Below are 19260 nucleotides of genomic sequence, written 5' to 3'. Positions count from 1 at the left end.
AACATATGTCTCGTATTGGTCGCAAACCAATCACAGTACCAAGTGGTGTAGACATCACCCTGGACAACACCGTTATTACGGTAAAAGGACCTAAAGGAACTTTGACTCGTGAGCTTCATAAAGACATGAAGGTTACAGTTGAAAATAACGAAATCACAGTTGTGCGTCCTTCCGATAACAAAACTCACCGTTCTTTGCACGGCACAACGCGTAGCGTTGTAAACAATATGGTGAGCGGCGTTACTGAAGGATTCGCTAAATCTCTGGAATTGGTTGGGGTCGGATATCGTGCAAGCAAATCCGGAGATAAAATCGTTCTGAACGTTGGTTACTCTCACCCGGTTGAAATTACACCGGAAGCGGGAATCGAATTCGAAGTACCTTCGAATACAAAAATCATCGTTCGCGGAATTGACAAAGAGCGTGTAGGTGCTTACGCTGCTAAAATCCGTTCCGTACGTGAACCTGAGCCGTACAAAGGTAAAGGTATTAAATATGAAGGCGAGCGTATCATCCGTAAGGAAGGTAAAGCCGGTAAGAAGAAATAAGATTTCTCTTACCGCCTTTGCGCGGCTTTCGGCTTGCTTGCTTCGTGTGTTTCTAATATACCCCGTGGCTTCTGCTTTGAAGCCAGCGAGGTAACCTGAAAGGAGTGAATCTTTGAGATGATTACGAAACCAGATAAAAATAAGGCTCGTCTGAAAAGACACCTTCGTGTTCGTAAGAAAATCCAAGGAACGGCAGCACGTCCTCGTTTGAACGTATTCCGTTCTGGTAAACATATGTATGCTCAAATCATCGATGATGTTGCTGGTGTAACAATCGCTTCCGCGTCTACCGTAGACAAAGAATTGAGCACTGACATCAAAAATGGTGCATCTGTTGAATCAGCTCGTAAAGTTGGCGAACTCGTTGCTAAACGTGCGAAAGACAAAGGTGTTTCCAACATCGTATTTGACCGTAGCGGTTATCTGTACCATGGTCGTATCGCAGCATTGGCTGAAGCGGCTCGTGAAGCAGGACTTGAGTTTTAAGATATTTTTCAAAAGGAGGTTAACGACTTGCGTGTAGATCCGAATACTTTGGAACTGACTGAAAGAGTTGTAAATATTAATCGCGTAGCTAAAGTAGTAAAAGGCGGACGCCGTTTCAGCTTTAGCGCACTGGTTGTAGTCGGCGACGGCAACGGCTGGGTTGGAGCTGGTATCGGTAAAGCGGGCGAAGTACCTGATGCAATTCGCAAAGGTATTGAAGACGCTAAGAAAAACCTTGTACACGTTCCACTCGTAGGAACATCGATTCCTCACTTGGTAACAGGTAAGTTCGGCGCAGGACGCGTGCTGTTGAAACCAGCATCTGAAGGTACTGGTGTTATCGCTGGTGGTCCTGTACGTGCGGTTCTCGAACTTGCTGGTGTAGGTGACATTTTGACAAAATCTCTGGGTTCTTCGAATTCCATGAACATGGTCAATGCGACTTTGGAAGGTTTGTCCCGTTTGAAGCGTGCTGAAGACGTGGCTAAACTGCGCGGAAAATCCGTCGAAGAGCTTCTGGGTTAAGGAGGGAATTCTCATGGCTAAATTAGAAATTACCCTCGTCCGCAGCTTGATCGGACGTCCGGAGACGCAAAGAACAACTGTGAAAACATTGGGTTTGCGCAAAATCAATAGCAAAGTGGTACAAAACGATAATCCTGCCATCCGTGGTATGATTAACAAAGTAAGCCACTTGGTTGCTGTTAAAGAAGTAGAAGCTTAATATCGGGTTAATCCCACAAATCTTTAAGGAGGTGCAACGAACGATGAAGTTACATGAGCTTTCACCATCTCCTGGATCCCGCAAAGAACGTAAACGTCTTGGTCGCGGTCCAAGTAGTGGTACAGGTAAAACATCAGGTCGCGGTCACAAAGGACAAAATTCTCGTTCTGGCGGTGGAGTACGTCCAGGCTTCGAAGGTGGACAAAATCCATTGTATCGTCGCTTGCCAAAACGTGGTTTTGTAAACCCAACTCGCAAAGAATATGCAGTTGTGAATACTGAAGACCTGAACAGTTTTGCTGCGGGTACTGAAGTAACTCCAGAATTCTTGATGACGAACGGCGTAGTTAAAAACGCTAAATCCGGAATCAAAATCCTGGGTAACGGTGATGTCACTGTGAAGCTGACTGTTAAAGCTAACAAGTTTTCTCAATCTGCTATTGAGAAAATTGAAGCTGCCGGCGGTACAACCGAGGTGATTTAATGTTCAAGACCCTAAAGAATATCTGGCGGGTTGAAGATCTGCGCAAAAGGGTATTATTTACCCTTTTTGTACTGATCATTTACCGCATCGGCTCCTTTGTTCCCGTACCGGGAGTTAACAAAGACGTGTTCGAAGCGACAAATTCTGCGGGTAAAGAAGTTTTTGGACTTCTAAATACGTTCTCGGGTGGAGCGCTCTTCCAGTTCTCGATATTTGCGCTCGGGATCGTGCCTTACATCACTGCGTCTATCATAGTACAGTTGCTTTCCATGGACGTTATTCCTAAATTAGCGGAGTGGGCAAAGCAAGGTGAACAAGGTAAGAAGAAATCTGCACAATTGACCCGTTATTTAACGATTGGCCTGGCATTGATTCAAGCGTTTGGTACGTCGATCGGATTCAACCGCTTGTACAATACAGACATGATTCCTAACGCTACATTTGCAGATTATATCTTGATCGCGATTGTACTTACGGCCGGTACTTCATTCCTGATGTGGCTTGGTGAGCAGATCACCGAGAAGGGCATAGGAAACGGGATTTCGATCTTGATCTTTGCGGGTATCCTATCTACGGTGCCTAACATTATCAAACAAACGATCGAATCCGACTTCATTCAACCTGACCAACTGTTTATGAATATTCTTAAAGGTGTTATCATCGCAATTGTTATTGTGTTGATCATCATAGGGGTCATTTACATTCAGCAGGCGATTCGGAAAATTCCGGTACAGTACGCTAAACGTGTCGTAGGTAACAAAATGTACGGTGGACAGAATACACATATCCCGCTGAAAATTAATGCAGCAGGTGTTATCCCTGTCATCTTCGCATCATCGCTGTTGATGTTCCCGACGATCATCGCCAACTTCTGGGCAGATCGCCTTTGGGCACAGTGGATCGGACAGAACCTGACTACACACAAACCTCTGGGTATGTTGTTGTATGTCGTGATGATCTTCGGTTTCACATTCTTCTATACTTTCGTACAGATGAATCCACAGCAGATGGCTGATAATATGAAAAAGAACGGCGGTTACATCCCAGGCATTCGCCCGGGTAAAGCAACCGAGAAATATCTGACCCGTGTCATGACTCGTTTGACAATGGCCGGTGCCATGTTCTTGGCAGTCATTTCCGTTCTGCCTGTAATCTTGGGGGCACTGTCTGGTTTGCCTCAATCTGCGCAAATTGGAGGAACATCCCTCCTGATCGTTATCGGTGTTGCGCTGGATACGATGAAGCAAATCGAAAGCCAATTGATCAAACGCCACTACAAAGGTTTTATCAATAAATAGGCAATAGGTACCGGTCGAGTGAAGATTTACTTGCCGGCACCTATTGTGCTGTTTGTTGATGTAGGGTAGTCTTGGAGGGAGTGACATAACGTGAACATCCTATTCATGGGCCCTCCGGGGGCAGGAAAAGGAACGCAAGCAGACGTCATCGTGAAAGAGTTCGGTATTCCCCATATTTCAACAGGCGATGCATTTCGTCTCGCGATCAAACAGGGAACTCCCATTGGCATGAAAGCCAAGGAATATATGGATCAAGGATTGCTTGTACCAGATGATGTAACCATTGGCATCGTTGAAGAACGTTTGCAGCAGCCTGACTGCAGAGAAGGTTTCCTCTTGGACGGATTTCCAAGAACCCTTTCACAAGCAGAAGCGCTCGATGGCATTCTGGATCGATTGAACTCAGGTCTCGATCATGTAATCAACCTGAAAGTGGATCGCAACAAATTGCTCGCTCGTTTGACGGGTCGTCGAATTTGTAAAAACTGCGGTTCCACTTATCATGTGGTATTCAATCCGCCTAAGCAGGAAGGTATTTGTGATAAATGCGCTGGTGAGTTGTATCAACGCTCTGATGATAATGAAGAGAGTGTAGGTACACGACTGGACGAGTATATCAACAAAACAGCACCACTCCTCACGTTCTATGAGACTAAAGGTCTTCTTCGTCAAATGAACGGAGAACAGGATATCGATCAAGTTTCTCAAGAAATCGTGTCCTTACTGAGAGGTTAATTGATGATCATTGGTAAGTCCGAAACGGAACTGGGCTTGATGAGGGAAGCAGGGAGAATTGTTGCGGAAACGCATCGTCTCTTGGCAGAGCATATCGCTCCCGGTATTACGACTGGAGAACTTGACCATATGGCTGATCAATATATCCGCAGTCAAGGAGCTGTGCCGTCTTTCAAAGGTTATAACGGTTTCCCTGCCAGTGTGTGCGCTTCAGTCAATGAAGAGTTGGTACATGGATTTCCCGGCAAACGCAAGTTGAACGAGGGCGATATCGTTACGTTTGACATTGGCGCGCAGTACCAGGGGTATCATGGAGATTCCGCCTGGACTTATCCGGTCGGCCGTATTTCCGAAGAAGCCCGTCGTCTTCTGGACGTTACCGAGGCTTCGTTATACGCAGGTCTGGCGCTGGTAAAACCGGACGTTCGCTTGTTTACAATATCTCATGCGATTCAGAAATATATTGAAGATGAAGGGTTCTCTGTAGTTCGTGAATATGTCGGTCACGGCATAGGCGCAGATCTGCACGAAGAACCACAGATTCCGAACTATGGTCTTCCCGATCGGGGACCACGGCTTAAAGCGGGCATGGTGTTGGCCATAGAGCCGATGGTTAACGTAGGTAGACGGTATGTGAAAACGTTGGAAGATAACTGGACTGTCGTCACGGTTGATGGTAAGTTATGTGCACACTTTGAACACACCGTAGCAGTTACACCAGATGGTATGGAAATTTTCACGAAACTGAATGCGTAGGTGATGAGGCATGAACAGTCAGTCTAATCCGCAGCTCGGTCAACTTGTGAAGATCCGTAAAGGCCGCAATGCGGACCAAGCCGCAGTAATTGTTGCTATAGCGGACGGTAAGTTCGTATATATTGCGGATGGAGACAAACGTAAGTTTGATCAACCAAAGAAGAAGAATCTTCTTCATCTTGAGCTCCAGCCCATGATTAGCAGCGAGGTTGTGAACAGTTTAAACGAGAGTGGTCGGGTGACAAATGGAAAGCTCCGTTACGCGGTTCATTCATTTCTGGAATCCACCAACATTCAAGCTGAAGAGAAAGGAGACTGACTAATGGCTAAGGAAGATGTCATTGAAGTGGAAGGTACGGTTCTCGAACCGCTACCGAATGCAACATTCAAGGTTGAGCTTGAGAACGGTCATCAAATTCTCGCTCACGTTTCCGGAAAACTGCGGATGCACTTTATCCGTATCCTGACTGGAGACAAAGTAGTTGTTCAGTTGTCGCCTTATGATTTAACAAAAGGTCGCATAACTTACCGTAAATAGTAGTAGACAGTTGCAATGAACTGTGAAGCTTATGTAGCGGGTTTTGCCCGGCAAAACTTGCGAAAGCTTCGAAGCCGGTTTTACAATAGTAGAACAAGGTCAATGCTTACGAAGAGGGTTTTGCTTAGCAAAACTTTGAGGAGGTAATTCACATGAAGGTAAGACCTTCGGTCAAGCCGATTTGCGAAAAGTGCAAAGTCATTCGCCGCAAAGGGAATGTTATGGTTATCTGTGAAAATCCGAAACACAAACAAAAACAAGGTTAAAGAAGGGGGTGTAGCGTAAAATGGCACGTATATCTGGTGTGGATTTGCCACGTGATAAGCGCGTTGAGATCGCCTTGACTTATATTTTCGGAATCGGTAAAACGACTTCCCAGAAAATTCTGAGCACAACAGGCATCAATCCGGACACTCGTGTTCGTGATTTGACGGAAGATGAAGTCAGCAAATTGCGTGAAAGTATCGATAAAGAGGTCAAAGTAGAAGGTGACCTGCGTCGAGAAATCTCTTTGAATATTAAACGTTTGACGGAGATCGGTTGTTACCGTGGAGTTCGTCATCGTCGTGGTCTGCCTGTTCGTGGACAACGTACGAAAACGAATGCTCGTACTCGTAAAGGTCCTCGTCGTACAGTAGCGAACAAGAAGAAATAATAAGGGGGGATAAGAGAAAATGGCTAAACCGAAAAAAGTCGTACGTACTAAACGTCGTGACCGTAAGAATATTGAATCTGGCGTGGCGCATATCCGTTCCACTTTCAATAACACTATCGTTACTATTACGGATCCTCACGGAAACGCAATTTCGTGGGCAAGCTCCGGCGGCCTCGGATTCAGAGGTTCCCGTAAATCGACTCCGTTTGCTGCACAAATGGCTGCTGAGACTGCTGCCAAAGCTGCAATGGAACATGGGATGAAAGCCGTTGAGGTTATGGTTAAAGGACCAGGCGCAGGCCGTGAAGCAGCGATCCGCTCTTTGCAAGCTGCTGGTCTTGAAGTTAACCTGATCAAAGACGTAACTCCAGTCCCGCATAACGGATGCCGTCCTCCAAAACGTCGTCGTGTCTAATGAGATTTGCCCCTGCGTGTGGTATATTTCCGGCACAATCTGCTAATAATGGTTGTTTAGGCATACTACTACATGTTTTCGCAAGAGAAGGTAAATGTTTCATAGAGGACCGACGTTTTGAAGGAGGGGTATTGCAGTGATTGAAATCGAAAAGCCGAAAATTGAGACGGTAGACGTCAACGATGATGGCACCTATGGGAAATTCGTAGTAGAACCGCTTGAGCGCGGATACGGTACGACGCTTGGAAACTCGCTTCGCCGAATCTTGCTCTCGTCACTGCCGGGTGCGGCAGTGTCTTCGGTTCAAATCGATGGCGTTCTGCATGAATTTGCTACAGTTCCTGGCGTAATGGAAGATGTAACGGAGGTTATTCTTAACCTGAAAGCTTTGTCGCTTAAGATTCATTCAGACGAGGAGAAAGTGCTCGAGATTGATGCTGAAGGCGAAGGAGCAATTACGGCTGGAGATATCCGTGCTGACTCCGATGTGGAAATCCTTAATCCGGATTTGCACATTGCTACGCTCGGACCAGGTTCGAGACTTCACATGCGTATTTTTGCCAATCGCGGTCGCGGCTACGTCCAGGCAGATCGGAATAAACGCGATGACCAGCCGATCGGCGTCATCCCAGTCGATTCCATCTTCACCCCGATCAGTCGCGTTAACTACGCTGTGGAAAATACGCGTGTCGGTCAAGTGACCAACTATGACAAGCTCACGTTGGAAGTTTGGACTGATGGAAGTATTCGTCCTGAAGAGGCTGTAAGCCTCGGCGCTAAAATTTTGACTGAGCATTTGATGCTCTTCGTGGGTCTTACAGACGAAGCGAAAGATGCAGAAATCATGGTCGAAAAAGAAGAAGACAAAAAAGAAAAAGTACTCGAAATGACGATCGAAGAGCTGGATCTCTCTGTTCGTTCCTACAACTGCCTCAAACGTGCCGGTATTAATACCGTGCAAGAGCTGACTACGAAAACGGAAGAAGACATGATGAAAGTCCGTAACCTCGGACGCAAGTCTTTGGAAGAAGTTCAAGAGAAGCTTGAGGAACTTGGTTTGGGACTCCGTACAGAAGAATAGACAGCCGAGTGCTTGAAGTGAAGGAGGGAAAACAATGGCATACCAAAAGTTGGGCCGTAATTCCAGCGCACGTAAAGCTTTGTTCCGTGACCTGGTAACCGACCTGTTCTTATACGAACGCATTCAGACAACTGAAGCGAAAGCAAAAGAGGTTCGCTCTATTGCTGAAAAACTGATCACTAAAGCGAAAAAGGGAGATCTTCATGCCCGTCGCCAAGTGGCAGCTTATGTTCGCCGCGAAACTATCGATGGTGAGCAAGATGCAATCCAAAAACTGTTTAGCGAATTGTCCGGTCGTTACGCTGAGCGTCCAGGTGGATACACTCGTATCTTGAAACTGGGACCTCGTCGTGGTGACGCAGCGCCAATGGTTTACTTGGAACTGGTAGACCGCGCGTAAAACAGATGAGATGAGGAAAGGGGACAGAATCAACGATTCTGGATTAACCCTTTTTTTCTCTTCATTTCGGAATTCGTGCTGTAATAGAAGCTCCGTAAGGGGCTTCTTTTGCTGTTCGGGATAGGGATATGTATAGTATGGAACAAAGGTGTGGTAATAATGCGAAACTTATGTATGACGTTAACTTATGATGGCACTGCCTATTATGGCTTCCAAGTACAGCCGGGTGGGAATACCATTCAGGATCATCTTGAAGATGCGATTCGTGCTTTAACTGGTGAGAAGGTTAAAATTACAGGTTCAGGCCGAACAGATGCAGGTGTTCACGCCCGCAGACAAATCTTCAATTTTCCTACGGAGTCCCAGATCCCGATTGAACGTTGGTGTATTGCACTCAACTCCAGATTACCCTCCGATATTGTCGTTATTGATGCGATTGAAGTTTCGGCTGATTTTCATTCTCGCTATGCAGCGAAAAAGAAAACGTATCGTTATACAGTCAATGCGAATCAATTTCCGGATGTATTCAACAGAAGACTGCAATATCATCATCATGCGAAGCTTGATATTATGGCAATGCAGGAGGGCTTACGACATTTCATAGGGACGTATGATTTTACCTCTTTTGCTTCACGCAAGTCTCAGAAAGAGAATCATGTCCGTTCGGTGTACGAAGCATGGATGGAAGTGGACCGATCAATGTGCAGAGACCATCCGCGCGATCAGGGTGTCATTCACATTTATGTGAGTGGTAACGGCTTTTTGCAGCATATGGTTCGTATCATTGTAGGTACACTGCTGGAGATCGGAGAGGGCAAACGGAAAGCCTCTGATGTACCAAATATGATTGCTGCATGTAATCGATCTGCTGCAGGACCTACTGCAGTTAGCTGCGGTTTAATGCTCTGGGATCTTGAATACAAAAAAGATTAAATTTGGTGAGTGAAAAGCTTAATTAACACTTGCGATTTAATCGCCTATCATGTAATATAAAAGTTGTGTTTTCTTAATGGCTTTCCCACAGCCCCAATTAAGAGGTTCACATCAAATTTACAATCCATCAACACCTAAAGTTATAACTTAACGAACGAAGATAAATGAAAATGATGATTTTGAACATTTTAAGGAGGAACTTTTCATGCGTACTACGTACATGGCGAAGCCTAACGAAGTTGAGCGCCAATGGCACATCATTGATGCTGAAGGCAAAACCCTCGGACGTTTGGCGAGCGAAGCAGCAGCTTTGATTCGCGGCAAACACAAGCCACAATTCACTCCACATGTGGACACTGGCGATTTCGTTGTTATCATCAATGCTGAGAAAATCGTATTGACTGGTAAGAAAATGCAAGGTAAAAAATACTACCGTCACTCAATGCACCCAGGTGGTTTGAAAGTAACTACAGCTGAAGAGATGGTTAAAAACAAACCTGAGCGTATGTTGGAATTGGCTGTTCGCGGTATGCTTCCTAAAACTCGCATGGGCGAGAAAATGAAGTTGAGACTTAAAGCGTACAGAGGCACTGAGCATCCACATGCAGCACAAAAACCAGAAGTTTACGAACTTCGCGGTTAATTAAAAGGAGGACAGTTTCATGGCACAAGTACAATACTATGGGACAGGTCGTCGTAAACATTCGGTAGCACGTGTTCGCCTTGTACCGGGTGAAGGACGCATTGTCATCAATAAACGTGATATTAATGAATACTTCGGTTTGGAAACACTCAAACTGATCGTAAAACAACCACTGAACTTGACAGAAACGCTCAACAACTATGACGTTCTTGTTATTGCTCATGGTGGCGGAATCTCCGGTCAAGCCGGCGCAATCCGTCATGGTATCTCCCGCGCTCTGCTCAAAGCAGATCCGGAATACCGTGCATCCCTGAAAAAAGCAGGATTCCTGACTCGTGACCCACGTATGAAAGAGCGTAAAAAATACGGTCTTAAAGCGGCTCGTCGCGCACCTCAGTTCTCCAAACGTTAATATTAAAAGCCTTTGGCCTCGGTCAAAGGCTTTTTTATATATTCATGAATATTACGCCATATATTATAATAGTTTGTGCGATAGCTCTCATATCTCTGATGTCTCTCCCCGTGCGTGTGCATTTTTCCTTCATTGCCTTTTCATTGTGCTCTTAATGTCCCTCAATACAGTCCTATAATATGTACGTTGATACATCTACATCTACATCTTACTGAACCTCTCTAATTGTTTAGATCATTGAATACTCTCATACCCATCGCTCACCACACATTTTATAACAGCTCCTATAAAATCATCGATTAGAACTCACGCCGGATTTTTTGAATGCACTAGGCTTAATGTTTTTGCACTTAATTCTTTATTGCAAACCTTATCAGTATTTCTTATGGAAACGATAAAAGTCCCTTACATATCAACAGCTAAAATCCGCAAAGCTGCTCCCCTTAAAACTTTAGCTTTTCTTCCTTCAACTTCAATCGCCCAGTGATTTTTTGATGTTGTTCTTGACGACAAGAACTGTCCAAACCCAGTAACAGCAAAGGTTTCCCAGGCTAAGCGTTGTATTTTTACCTGTCTAATGACCTGGGCCAATATCATTGTTTTTATCTCATTAACAGAGAAATGGATAAATTGAACCAAAATATTGTGTGATAGCGGCAATCAAAAAGGGTCAAAAACTGATTTATTTTACCATATGGCAGGCATTGACATCCCCAATGAAAGATTTATACTAAACATAATTCATATTAGATTAGTCGGCTTTAGGTGTATTGAAATGCAGAATGGGGGAAATTCACAGATGAACTTGTTGGAGAAAGAAGATTTGGCACGGACGAAGGCAGAGGAACTGGAACATGCCACTCCAGAGGATATTATTCGGTATGCTATTGAAACATTCCCAAATATCACTTTTGCATGTAGTTTTGGTGCAGAAGATGTTGTACTTGTAGATATGGTGCAGAAAATCAGCCCATCCACAGATATTTTTTATCTGGATACAGATTTTCACTTTAAAGAAACATACGAAACACGTGATAAGATGCAGGAGAACTACAACCTTGAATTTGTACGTGTGTCACCTAAGATTACTCCAGAAGAGCAGGCAGCTGAGCACGGTGAAGAGTTGTGGAAGTCTGATCCCAATGGGTGCTGTAACATTCGCAAAGTCGAACCGTTAACACGTATTCTTTCTCAGTATGATGCATGGATTACAGGTATCCGCAGAGATCAAGCACCAACTCGTGCAAACTCAAAGAAGGTTGAGTATGATTCCAAATTTGGCCTGATGAAGTTTAATCCGATTGCTCACTGGACGACTGAGGATGTATGGCAATATATTCGTGACAATAACGTTGTATATAACCCTCTTCATGATCAGAACTACCCAAGTATTGGTTGTGAGCATTGCACACGTCAAGTTATGCCTGGAGAGGACCCACGTGCCGGACGCTGGTCTGGTAATGATAAAACGGAATGTGGCCTTCATAAATAATAGATATACAAGGAGCTGACAAGATGACATCGATTCTGCCTCATGGAGGTACGTTGGTTGAACGTATCGTACAAGGAGAAGAACGGGAGCAATTGTTACAAGACAGTAAAAACTTATCTTCTTTGCGTATTAATACTTGGACGATATCAGATTTGGATCTAATTGGTGTAGGTGCGTTCTCACCACTTCAAGGTTTCTTGAATGAGGAAGATTACCTTTCGGTGGTGTCTCGCATGCGTCTCGCCGATGGAACAGTCTGGAGTATACCGATTACACTTGCTGTTGACGATAAACAAGCCGCATCCCTCCAGATTGGTGAACGTGTGAAACTTGTTGGTGACCAAGATGGAGTCACTTATGGATTGCTCGAAGTCCAAAGTATATACCAGGTGGATAAGGGTGAAGAAGCCCGGCGTGTATTCAAAACAGATGATCCCGAGCACCCGGGCGTTAAAAAACTTTTGGAGCGTCCTGCAACATACGTAGGAGGTCCAATCCAAGTGTTGAACCGTCCAAAACCTTCGAAATTTGAGGAATTCTATTATGATCCTGCAGATACCCGGAAGATTTTTCAGGAGAAGGGTTGGAAGACCGTAGTTGGTTTTCAGACACGTAATCCGGTCCATCGGGCTCATGAATACATTCAGAAGAGCGCTATGGAGATTGTAGATGCACTCTTCCTGAATCCGCTTGTTGGAGAGACGAAGTCGGACGATGTACCTGCAGATGTTCGGATGAAGAGTTATCTGGTATTACTGGAGAACTATTACCCGGCTGATCGTGCGTTTCTTGGTGTGTTCCCCGCAGCCATGCGGTATGCCGGTCCACGTGAAGCTATTTTCCATGCGATGGTTCGCAAAAATTACGGGTGTACCCACTTTATTGTTGGTCGTGACCATGCGGGTGTTGGTGATTATTATGGAACATATGAAGCACAGGAGATCTTTACTAACTTTACAGCAGAGGAACTGGGGATTACTCCGTTGTTCTTCGAACATAGTTTCTTCTGTACCAAATGTGGAAACATGGCATCCAGCAAAACTTGCCCACATGATAAAGAACATCATATGGCGCTTTCCGGCACCAAAGTACGCGGGTTGCTCCGTGACGGCCAGTGCCCTCCACCTGAATTTACACGTCCTGAGGTAGCTGAGGTACTGATTGAAGGAATGGCGGAGCAAGTCCGCTCCTAGCGGTATATTTGTCCATCTTGTCCCATATAGATGATTAGAGTCATTTATAGGGACGAGGTGGTTTTTTTATGCGTAAAAATATGGGGAAACACTTTGTAGTCTGGATTAGGCTAAAAACAATCAAAAGGGTCATGCTGAGTCTCTGTCTACTGGCCATGTTAGTGGCGGTAATGTCCTATGAACTGCCTTCCGCTAAGACGTCAGGTTATTGGAGTTTGCCGATGGCGGGTAAAGTCATTGCCATTGATGCAGGACACGGAGGTCCAGATGGAGGAGCGGTAAGTAAACAGGGGGTTATTGAAAAAGATATCAACCTGTCTATCGCCCTGTATGTGAGAGATTATTTGCAACAGGCAGGGGCCTTAGTGGTTATGACACGAGAAATAGACACTGATTTGGCGGAATCGGACACCAAGGGGTACTCCAAACGCAAGACGGAAGATCTGAAACAAAGAGTACGACGGATAGAGGATAAGCAAGCAGATCTCTTTATCAGCATTCACATGAACAGTGTCCCATCCAACCGATGGAGTGGAGCGCAGGTTTTCTATACAACTAACCATCCGGATAACGAAGGTTTGGCTAATCTGCTTCAACAAGAGATGGTTCGTAATCTGGAGAATACAGATCGAATCGCCAAAACGGTGAATACGGTTTATCTGTTACAGGCTCTGAAGATCCCTTCAGCGCTGGTAGAAGTGGGTTTCCTTTCTCATCCGGAAGAGGCACGTATGCTTGCTGACGAAGCTTATCAACGCAAGGTAGCTGCATCGATCTATAATGGAATTCTCAGATATTCCTCAGGAGAACGGCCTAAAAGTTAGTCAGAACAAGAAAGGTAATGATATAATTGGATCAGCATACCTAATTACATGCCAATAGATAAAGCTGAGGTGCTGTCTGATGTTATCAAAAGAACAGATACTTGAACTATTACAGCCATTACAAGAACCACAATTGGGAGTAAGTCTGACCGAACTGGAATGGTTTCGAGATATTATGGTGAAAGAAAATCATGTGGCTCTGACCATAGTGACACTCGAAAATCGACCTGAGGATACAACAGCTTTGAGTGATGCAGCGCGTAATCTGTTGTCCCAGCACGGACTGAAGGATGTACATATTCGTGTGCGTGCAGCTTCTGAGCATGATCGTGAGAGCCTGAATATGGGACAACCCGATAATGAGCCAGATCGGGACGAAGTGCTCGTAAAAGGTCACGCAGCGGGTCTGGATGGACATGAGCTGTTAAGTCCTGAATCAGGTGTTCGTTTTATTGCTGTGGCCAGTGGTAAAGGTGGCGTTGGTAAATCAACGGTAACCGTTAATCTGGCTGCAGCCTTGGCACGTCAAGGCAAGAAAGTGGGCTTAATTGATGCGGATATCTATGGCTTCAGTGTACCCGACATGATGGGGATTGAAGAATATCCGGTCGTTGAAGATGGTGTTATTCAACCGGTTGAACGTTTTGGCGTCAAAGTCATGTCGATGGGCTTCTTTATTCGGGAGAACAACCCGGTAATCTGGCGTGGACCCATGCTAGGTCGGATGCTTCGTCAATTCTTTACGGATGTCCAGTGGGGCGAATTGGATTATGTATTACTGGATTTGCCACCAGGTACGGGAGATGTTGCTTTGGATGTGCATCAGATGTTGCCACAGAGTAAGGAAATCATCGTTACCACGCCGCATGCAACGGCAGCTTTTGTCGCAGCACGTGCGGGTGCGATGGCCATTCAAACCGATCATGAGTTACTTGGTGTGGTTGAGAATATGGCTTATTATGAGTGCGGCAGTTGCGGAGAGAAGGATTATGTCTTTGGCCGTGGAGGCGGGGGAAGACTTGCGGAAAGTCTGCATACAAGCCTGCTTGCCCAGATTCCATTAGGCACGCCGGATAATCATCCTTCCGAGCCTGATTTCTCACCTTCGGTTTACAAAGCAGATTCCCGTATAGGGGCTATCTACGATGAAGTTGCCCGGTCCATTGACTCCAAATTCTAATGGTATGAGTGTTATAAATACAAATAAAGCCTGCGTCCATTTGGATGCAGGCTTTTCAGTATCTGTGGTGCGTATTTACACCTACTGTTTATGATCCGCCGCCCGAATCTCCACTGCTTCCACCATCTCCGCCATCACCACCACCTTCGCCCTGACCCTCTTGCTGTCCGCCTTGTTCTTGCCCCTGTTGTCCGCCACTTTGCACTTTAGGTTGCAATTCGTCCTGTACTACCTTCTTGAGCAAAGTGAGTACTTCCATGCGGAACAACGGGTTTTGCATCACTTCCTGCATGACAGTCATCGTCTGTTTACGATAATCCGGAGTCTTCGTCATATCCATGAACATCTTGGATACCTCAGGTGACTTCATGATGTCTTCAACAGACTTTTGATATGTGGGATCTTTAATCAATTGCATATGAAGCTGTTTACTTTGTGCGTTGATCACTTTGGCAAATTCACCCGCAAACTGCGGATCGGTCATGATCTTTTCGAATTCCTTCTTATATTCGGGAGCTGTGATGGTATCTTTTACTGCAATACGTATTTGTTCCGAAGATTGCACAGGCATTAACATTTTCATACCAATGGATCCCGAAGCACCACCCGAACCGCCGCCTTCTTCAGAACCGCTGCTTCCGCTGGATGAGCTTTGACCTGTAAGAGCTTCCTCCACCGCTTTCTTGCCTTCATCACTTTTTAAGATATCTACAACCATTGTTTTCATCTCTTTATAACTGCCCTGAGGAGGCGAAGAACTCTGATCTGAACCGCAGCCGGCAAGCATGACGGATAGCCCCAGTACGACACAGCATAGCTGCCACAAAGGCCGTTTCATGTGTACAATCCCTCCTTGATTAGATACTGGATGTAGTATGTGATGGGAAAGGGGGAAATATGTTGAGCAATGATGGTTTTTTGCTGAGAAGGTTGGTAAAATAAACACTCGGGGGTGGAAAACATTTGAATTTACGTAGATGGTTTTTCCTGTTTTGGACAGCCTTGCTTATTGGGGCCGCGGGAGCATTGGGTACAGGATTGATTATGATGCTGGTGAACGGGGAGAAAACAAATGGATTGAATGATTTTCTTCTGTATCTTTTGATCTTATTTGGATCAGGGGTTATGATCAGCGTGTATTCACAAATGGGTTTCTTTGCATATCTGATATTGAATTATATGGGTAAAGGTGTATTTCCAAAGCGCGGTTGGCAGATCGTGCAGATTGTACTAACGGTGTTAGCCCTGCTTGACGTGATGTTTTTACGCCTGTTTGTTGGGGGAGACCGAGAGCGTATATCGGATATTGTGTTAGGTATCATTATTTTGGCAGCTGCAATTGTTACCGCTTACGTTAAAGTAAAGCTGACTCATATCTCTGCGCTTGTACCTACACTTTTTTTCATGATTGCCGTCACCATAGTGGAGACGATCGGCGTATTACGTATTGATGTGAATGCTGCAACCATATTTATTGTGGTTCCTTTGCTCCTATGTAATGCATACCAAATGCTGATATTGCACAGGCTGGTGGATGTATCAACGAACCGGAGTGTAAGTGGAAAGGCAGAACAGTTGAAAGAAAGCCGAGCATAGAATGCATTTTGCATAAAAAACATACAAAAAAGAGCTAACCTGGTTAGCTCTTTTCAACTTTTACGCACCTATTTGAGCTATAGCTCATAATTGAGTAATCATTGACCGCTGGCTTGGTCACGAACTTCTTTGCCCTCGACACTAGAATGGTTCAGCAGTTCCGAGACGGTAACGAATTCATAGCCCTGGTTTTCTAATTTGTCGATAATGACAGGGAGTGCTTCATGCGTCTGTTTGGAGGAATCGCTTGCATGCAGCAGTACGATGTCACCCGGATGTGCTTTACTAACCACGCGATCAACAATGGTCTGTACACCAGGGTTTTTCCAATCCAAGGAGTCTGTATCCCACTGCACAACCTGATAATTCAGACTATTGGCTACCTGAAGCACTCGCTTGTCAAAGTCCCCGTTGGGCAGACGTAGTAATTTCGGTTCTTTTCCCGTTAAATCGGTTAAAATGCTATGAGCTGTCGAAATTTCTTTGCGAATTTCTTCTTCAGTCAGGCTGCTGTAGTTCTCATGTCTGTGACCATGGCTGCCAATTTCATATCCTGCCTCTTTGATGGCAGTAACAATTTCGGGGTGTGTCTTGCTCCAGGGGGAGGAAAGGAAAAAGGTTGCCTTCTGCACTTTATTCTCCTGAAGAACTTTCAGAATTGGCTCCGTCCGTTTATCCCCCCAGCTAATGTCAAAGGTAAGTGCGATTACCTTCTTCTCGGTTGGAACGCTGTAGACGGCTGATGGTGCTTCCTCCGAGAATACGGAGACATTGCCTCTCTCCAGATAGATAATACCGATCGCAAAGATGGCAGCAACGAGGACAATCAGGTACCGTTTAATCTTTTTGCCGCTAAATACATAGAACGAGTTCATTTCAATAAGCGCCCCTCTCCCATAAGAAATGCTTGTTTACTCTCCAATGTATGCTCGTACTGCCCAGTTATTCGTCACTGCTCCTTGTTTGTCCATCATTTTAGATTCTACAGGAGGTTATTATGTTAAAATTCAGTACATTTCTTAGAGATCTTGGTTCCATCCGCAGTGCATTAATCTGGTCCGTAGTTTTATTTGCTGTTGGTATAGGGGCAGGATGGGTGAGTACAGGGCCACTGGAAGAACTGTTGTTGAACCAAATCGGAGGATTACGTGAAATCAGTGAACGCTTGGAGCAGGGGGGCAATGTGCAATGGAACTTTTTCCTGTTCATCTTTTTCAATAATGCCATCAAAAGTGTACTTGTTATCTATGCCGGTATATTCTTCGGAATTCTGCCTGTCATCTTCCTGCTGATAAATGGGATGGTCCTTGGATTTGTGGTGCACACCACGATGAATTATGGAGCAAGCTTCTATGACATTGTGGTTAAAGGTTTACTTCCGCATGGCATTATTGAGATTCCGGTCATTATCATTGCTTGCGCCTTCGGACTGAAGTTTGGTGGTCTGGTTATCAAAAGCCTTGCACAACTTGGCAGTGACAAGCGAAATACGATGGGGACCCGGTGGAGAGCATTCATGAATAGGACGTTAACGGCATCCTTTTGGGTTGTCATCTTGCTTCTTGTTGCAGCAATCATCGAAAGCACACTTACGTATACTCTGGTGAGAGGATAAAATTTTGTGATGGTTGGCATTCATAAATTTTCAGAAAGTTGACCATAACAATAAAACGGGTTTCAGCAGCACCCACAAAAGCGAGAATGCACGGGGTGTTGCATGAAACTTGTGTAAGTGTGATAAAGAGGCTATGCACAAAAAGGAGAACTCTAATGCTGGGTATGTTGTTTAACGAGAAGGAATGCAAGGAACTAGACTATGTGCTGCGTAAAGAATTAGATGAGATGCTTTTCGATCTAAGTGATAATCGTCTTGACCAAGAGATCAAATATGCTATCGCGAGCCGATATAAGACTGTGTTCCGCATGTATGCACGCTTTGCCCCGCCAAAAGAGTTGTCCAAGTATGCCAGAGGTGGGAAGCTGAAAAAGTCGAAGCCATAATGCTGAAGCTGGTCATATATTCGATTTACAGTAGTGGAAGTGAGGTGCGGCTCTTCATAGCGGGTGCTGTACCTCTGAACTATGAGAATGTGAAATTGTTAAGGGTTTCATACTTTTTGTCGAAAAAAGGTTGACCTTTCTAATTTCATATGGTAAATTAATTTTCGTTCCTTTTTTAGGAGCGGTTCACGGAAACAAGCATGAAAATAAAGCGATTGAAAATAATCGAAAAAATAATGCTTGCAAAGAGAACTTCAACATGATATATTATAAAAGTCGCCGCTGAAACGACGACAACATGAAAAATAGCACTAAATTGAATGTTTGATCTTTGAAAACTGAACAACGAGTGAGTAAACATTCTGCTTGCAGAATGAACGCGAAAGTTTGAAACAAGCCTTGGCTTGAATCGACTGGAGCACAAATGAGATTTTTAATCTCGTCAGATTCAAAATGAGCTTATCGCTCTTTTCAATACTTTATTGGAGAGTTTGATCCTGGCTCAGGACGAACGCTGGCGGCATGCCTAATACATGCAAGTCGAGCGGACTTGAAGAGAAGCTTGCTTCTCGGATGGTTAGCGGCGGACGGGTGAGTAACACGTAGGCAACCTGCCCTCAAGTTTGGGACAACTACCGGAAACGGTAGCTAATACCGAATAATTGTTTTCTTCGCCTGAAGGAAACTGGAAAGACGGAGCAATCTGTCACTTGGGGATGGGCCTGCGGCGCATTAGCTAGTTGGTGAGGTAACGGCTCACCAAGGCGACGATGCGTAGCCGACCTGAGAGGGTGATCGGCCACACTGGGACTGAGACACGGCCCAGACTCCTACGGGAGGCAGCAGTAGGGAATCTTCCGCAATGG

General features: G+C 45.0%; 28 protein-coding genes and 1 rRNA gene. 26 read left to right on the top strand and 3 right to left on the bottom strand.

Features of this window, described 5'->3' with window-relative positions; all coding sequences use genetic code 11:
- Positions 1 to 5 precede the first annotated feature (5 nt).
- The 18 genes from rplF to rpsI all read left to right on the top strand — a co-directional run bounded on the left by rplF (position 6) and on the right by rpsI (position 10108).
- A complete protein-coding gene (gene rplF / locus PAEAM_RS18210; protein WP_017692089.1) occupies positions 6 to 548 on the top strand; it encodes a 50S ribosomal protein L6 in 543 nt (180 codons plus the stop codon).
- A gap of 117 nt (positions 549 to 665) precedes the next feature.
- Positions 666 to 1034, top strand: a complete 369-nt coding sequence (gene rplR / locus PAEAM_RS18205; RefSeq protein WP_017692090.1) for a 50S ribosomal protein L18 — start codon at positions 666 to 668, stop codon at positions 1032 to 1034.
- Between the two features lie 27 nt (positions 1035 to 1061).
- Positions 1062 to 1559, top strand: coding sequence for a 30S ribosomal protein S5 (rpsE, locus tag PAEAM_RS18200; RefSeq protein WP_017692091.1), 498 nt, complete (start codon positions 1062 to 1064; stop codon positions 1557 to 1559).
- Between the two features lie 13 nt (positions 1560 to 1572).
- Complete coding sequence (gene rpmD / locus PAEAM_RS18195; protein ID WP_017692092.1) at positions 1573 to 1758, top strand: 50S ribosomal protein L30; 186 nt, start codon at positions 1573 to 1575, stop codon at positions 1756 to 1758.
- 43 nt (positions 1759 to 1801) lie between these two features.
- Positions 1802 to 2242 (top strand): 50S ribosomal protein L15, encoded by a 441-nt coding sequence (gene rplO, locus PAEAM_RS18190; RefSeq protein WP_017692093.1) that lies wholly within the window; start codon positions 1802 to 1804, stop codon positions 2240 to 2242.
- Positions 2242 to 3540 carry a preprotein translocase subunit SecY gene (gene secY / locus PAEAM_RS18185; protein WP_017692094.1) on the top strand — a complete coding sequence of 433 codons (1299 nt, stop codon included), beginning with the start codon at positions 2242 to 2244 and terminating at the stop codon, positions 3538 to 3540. The genes rplO and secY overlap by 1 nt, the downstream gene beginning before the upstream one ends.
- A gap of 90 nt (positions 3541 to 3630) precedes the next feature.
- Positions 3631 to 4275, top strand: coding sequence for an adenylate kinase (locus PAEAM_RS18180; RefSeq protein WP_036607188.1), 645 nt, complete (start codon positions 3631 to 3633; stop codon positions 4273 to 4275).
- 3 nt (positions 4276 to 4278) lie between these two features.
- Positions 4279 to 5031: a type I methionyl aminopeptidase gene (map, locus tag PAEAM_RS18175; RefSeq protein WP_036607191.1), complete on the top strand. Its 753-nt coding sequence runs from the start codon at positions 4279 to 4281 to the stop codon at positions 5029 to 5031.
- A gap of 10 nt (positions 5032 to 5041) precedes the next feature.
- Entirely contained in the window at positions 5042 to 5350 is a 309-nt protein-coding gene (locus PAEAM_RS18170; protein WP_036607194.1) for a KOW domain-containing RNA-binding protein, read from the top strand.
- Positions 5351 to 5353: 3 nt separating this feature from the next.
- A complete protein-coding gene (infA, locus tag PAEAM_RS18165; protein ID WP_017692098.1) occupies positions 5354 to 5569 on the top strand; it encodes a translation initiation factor IF-1 in 216 nt (71 codons plus the stop codon).
- A gap of 152 nt (positions 5570 to 5721) precedes the next feature.
- Positions 5722 to 5835, top strand: a complete 114-nt coding sequence (gene rpmJ, locus PAEAM_RS18160) for a 50S ribosomal protein L36 (protein ID WP_003333770.1) — start codon at positions 5722 to 5724, stop codon at positions 5833 to 5835.
- A 20-nt stretch (positions 5836 to 5855) separates the two neighbouring features.
- On the top strand, positions 5856 to 6224 hold the full coding sequence (rpsM, locus tag PAEAM_RS18155; protein ID WP_036607200.1) for a 30S ribosomal protein S13: 369 nt from the start codon (positions 5856 to 5858) through the stop codon (positions 6222 to 6224).
- 19 nt (positions 6225 to 6243) lie between these two features.
- On the top strand, positions 6244 to 6639 hold the full coding sequence (gene rpsK / locus PAEAM_RS18150; RefSeq protein WP_017692100.1) for a 30S ribosomal protein S11: 396 nt from the start codon (positions 6244 to 6246) through the stop codon (positions 6637 to 6639).
- A gap of 136 nt (positions 6640 to 6775) precedes the next feature.
- A complete protein-coding gene (locus tag PAEAM_RS18145) occupies positions 6776 to 7720 on the top strand; it encodes a DNA-directed RNA polymerase subunit alpha (RefSeq protein ID WP_017692101.1) in 945 nt (314 codons plus the stop codon).
- 34 nt (positions 7721 to 7754) lie between these two features.
- Positions 7755 to 8120 carry a 50S ribosomal protein L17 gene (gene rplQ, locus PAEAM_RS18140; RefSeq protein WP_017692102.1) on the top strand — a complete coding sequence of 122 codons (366 nt, stop codon included), beginning with the start codon at positions 7755 to 7757 and terminating at the stop codon, positions 8118 to 8120.
- 159 nt (positions 8121 to 8279) lie between these two features.
- Positions 8280 to 9053 carry a tRNA pseudouridine(38-40) synthase TruA gene (gene truA / locus PAEAM_RS18135; protein WP_076216861.1) on the top strand — a complete coding sequence of 258 codons (774 nt, stop codon included), beginning with the start codon at positions 8280 to 8282 and terminating at the stop codon, positions 9051 to 9053.
- Between the two features lie 205 nt (positions 9054 to 9258).
- Positions 9259 to 9696 (top strand): 50S ribosomal protein L13, encoded by a 438-nt coding sequence (gene rplM, locus PAEAM_RS18130; RefSeq protein WP_024633564.1) that lies wholly within the window; start codon positions 9259 to 9261, stop codon positions 9694 to 9696.
- Between the two features lie 19 nt (positions 9697 to 9715).
- The gene (gene rpsI, locus PAEAM_RS18125; RefSeq protein WP_017692105.1) at positions 9716 to 10108 is read left to right on the top strand and encodes a 30S ribosomal protein S9; all 393 of its coding nucleotides are present in this window, start codon (positions 9716 to 9718) and stop codon (positions 10106 to 10108) included.
- A gap of 405 nt (positions 10109 to 10513) precedes the next feature.
- Here the strand turns inward: rpsI and PAEAM_RS18120 are convergent, their stop codons facing one another.
- Positions 10514 to 10705: a hypothetical protein gene (locus tag PAEAM_RS18120; RefSeq protein WP_100528519.1), complete on the bottom strand. Its 192-nt coding sequence runs from the start codon at positions 10703 to 10705 to the stop codon at positions 10514 to 10516.
- 202 nt (positions 10706 to 10907) lie between these two features.
- On the opposite strand from PAEAM_RS18120, the gene PAEAM_RS18115 reads away from it, so the two are divergent.
- From PAEAM_RS18115 to PAEAM_RS18100, 4 genes are all read left to right on the top strand, one after another.
- Complete coding sequence (locus PAEAM_RS18115; protein WP_100528523.1) at positions 10908 to 11600, top strand: phosphoadenylyl-sulfate reductase; 693 nt, start codon at positions 10908 to 10910, stop codon at positions 11598 to 11600.
- A gap of 23 nt (positions 11601 to 11623) precedes the next feature.
- Complete coding sequence (gene sat, locus PAEAM_RS18110; protein ID WP_100528518.1) at positions 11624 to 12793, top strand: sulfate adenylyltransferase; 1170 nt, start codon at positions 11624 to 11626, stop codon at positions 12791 to 12793.
- Between the two features lie 68 nt (positions 12794 to 12861).
- Positions 12862 to 13617 (top strand): N-acetylmuramoyl-L-alanine amidase CwlD, encoded by a 756-nt coding sequence (gene cwlD / locus PAEAM_RS18105; protein ID WP_036607212.1) that lies wholly within the window; start codon positions 12862 to 12864, stop codon positions 13615 to 13617.
- 79 nt (positions 13618 to 13696) lie between these two features.
- On the top strand, positions 13697 to 14797 hold the full coding sequence (locus PAEAM_RS18100) for an Mrp/NBP35 family ATP-binding protein (protein WP_076254719.1): 1101 nt from the start codon (positions 13697 to 13699) through the stop codon (positions 14795 to 14797).
- A gap of 88 nt (positions 14798 to 14885) precedes the next feature.
- Here the strand turns inward: PAEAM_RS18100 and gerD are convergent, their stop codons facing one another.
- Positions 14886 to 15635, bottom strand: a complete 750-nt coding sequence (gene gerD / locus PAEAM_RS18095) for a spore germination lipoprotein GerD (protein ID WP_036607216.1) — start codon at positions 15633 to 15635, stop codon at positions 14886 to 14888.
- Positions 15636 to 15760: 125 nt separating this feature from the next.
- Here gerD and PAEAM_RS18090 point away from each other — a divergent pair, with 125 nt between their 5' ends.
- The gene (locus PAEAM_RS18090) at positions 15761 to 16393 is read left to right on the top strand and encodes a KinB-signaling pathway activation protein (RefSeq protein WP_047841115.1); all 633 of its coding nucleotides are present in this window, start codon (positions 15761 to 15763) and stop codon (positions 16391 to 16393) included.
- Positions 16394 to 16491: 98 nt separating this feature from the next.
- Here PAEAM_RS18090 and pdaB read toward each other — a convergent pair whose 3' ends face one another.
- Positions 16492 to 17268: a polysaccharide deacetylase family sporulation protein PdaB gene (gene pdaB / locus PAEAM_RS18085; protein WP_100528517.1), complete on the bottom strand. Its 777-nt coding sequence runs from the start codon at positions 17266 to 17268 to the stop codon at positions 16492 to 16494.
- A 122-nt stretch (positions 17269 to 17390) separates the two neighbouring features.
- Here pdaB and PAEAM_RS18080 point away from each other — a divergent pair, with 122 nt between their 5' ends.
- The 3 genes from PAEAM_RS18080 to PAEAM_RS18070 form a co-directional block, all read left to right on the top strand.
- Entirely contained in the window at positions 17391 to 18008 is a 618-nt protein-coding gene (locus PAEAM_RS18080; RefSeq protein ID WP_076329930.1) for a stage II sporulation protein M, read from the top strand.
- A 155-nt stretch (positions 18009 to 18163) separates the two neighbouring features.
- Positions 18164 to 18394 carry a hypothetical protein gene (locus PAEAM_RS18075; protein ID WP_017692114.1) on the top strand — a complete coding sequence of 77 codons (231 nt, stop codon included), beginning with the start codon at positions 18164 to 18166 and terminating at the stop codon, positions 18392 to 18394.
- Between the two features lie 479 nt (positions 18395 to 18873).
- Positions 18874 to 19260 (top strand): 16S ribosomal RNA (locus PAEAM_RS18070); the annotation flags it as partial.

Source organism: Paenibacillus sp. GM1FR (assembly GCF_002803315.1).
In the GTDB taxonomy this organism is placed as follows: domain Bacteria; phylum Bacillota; class Bacilli; order Paenibacillales; family Paenibacillaceae; genus Paenibacillus; species Paenibacillus amylolyticus.
The sequence above is the reverse complement of the archived record's forward strand: the minus strand, read 5'-3'. Positions and strand labels throughout refer to the sequence as shown.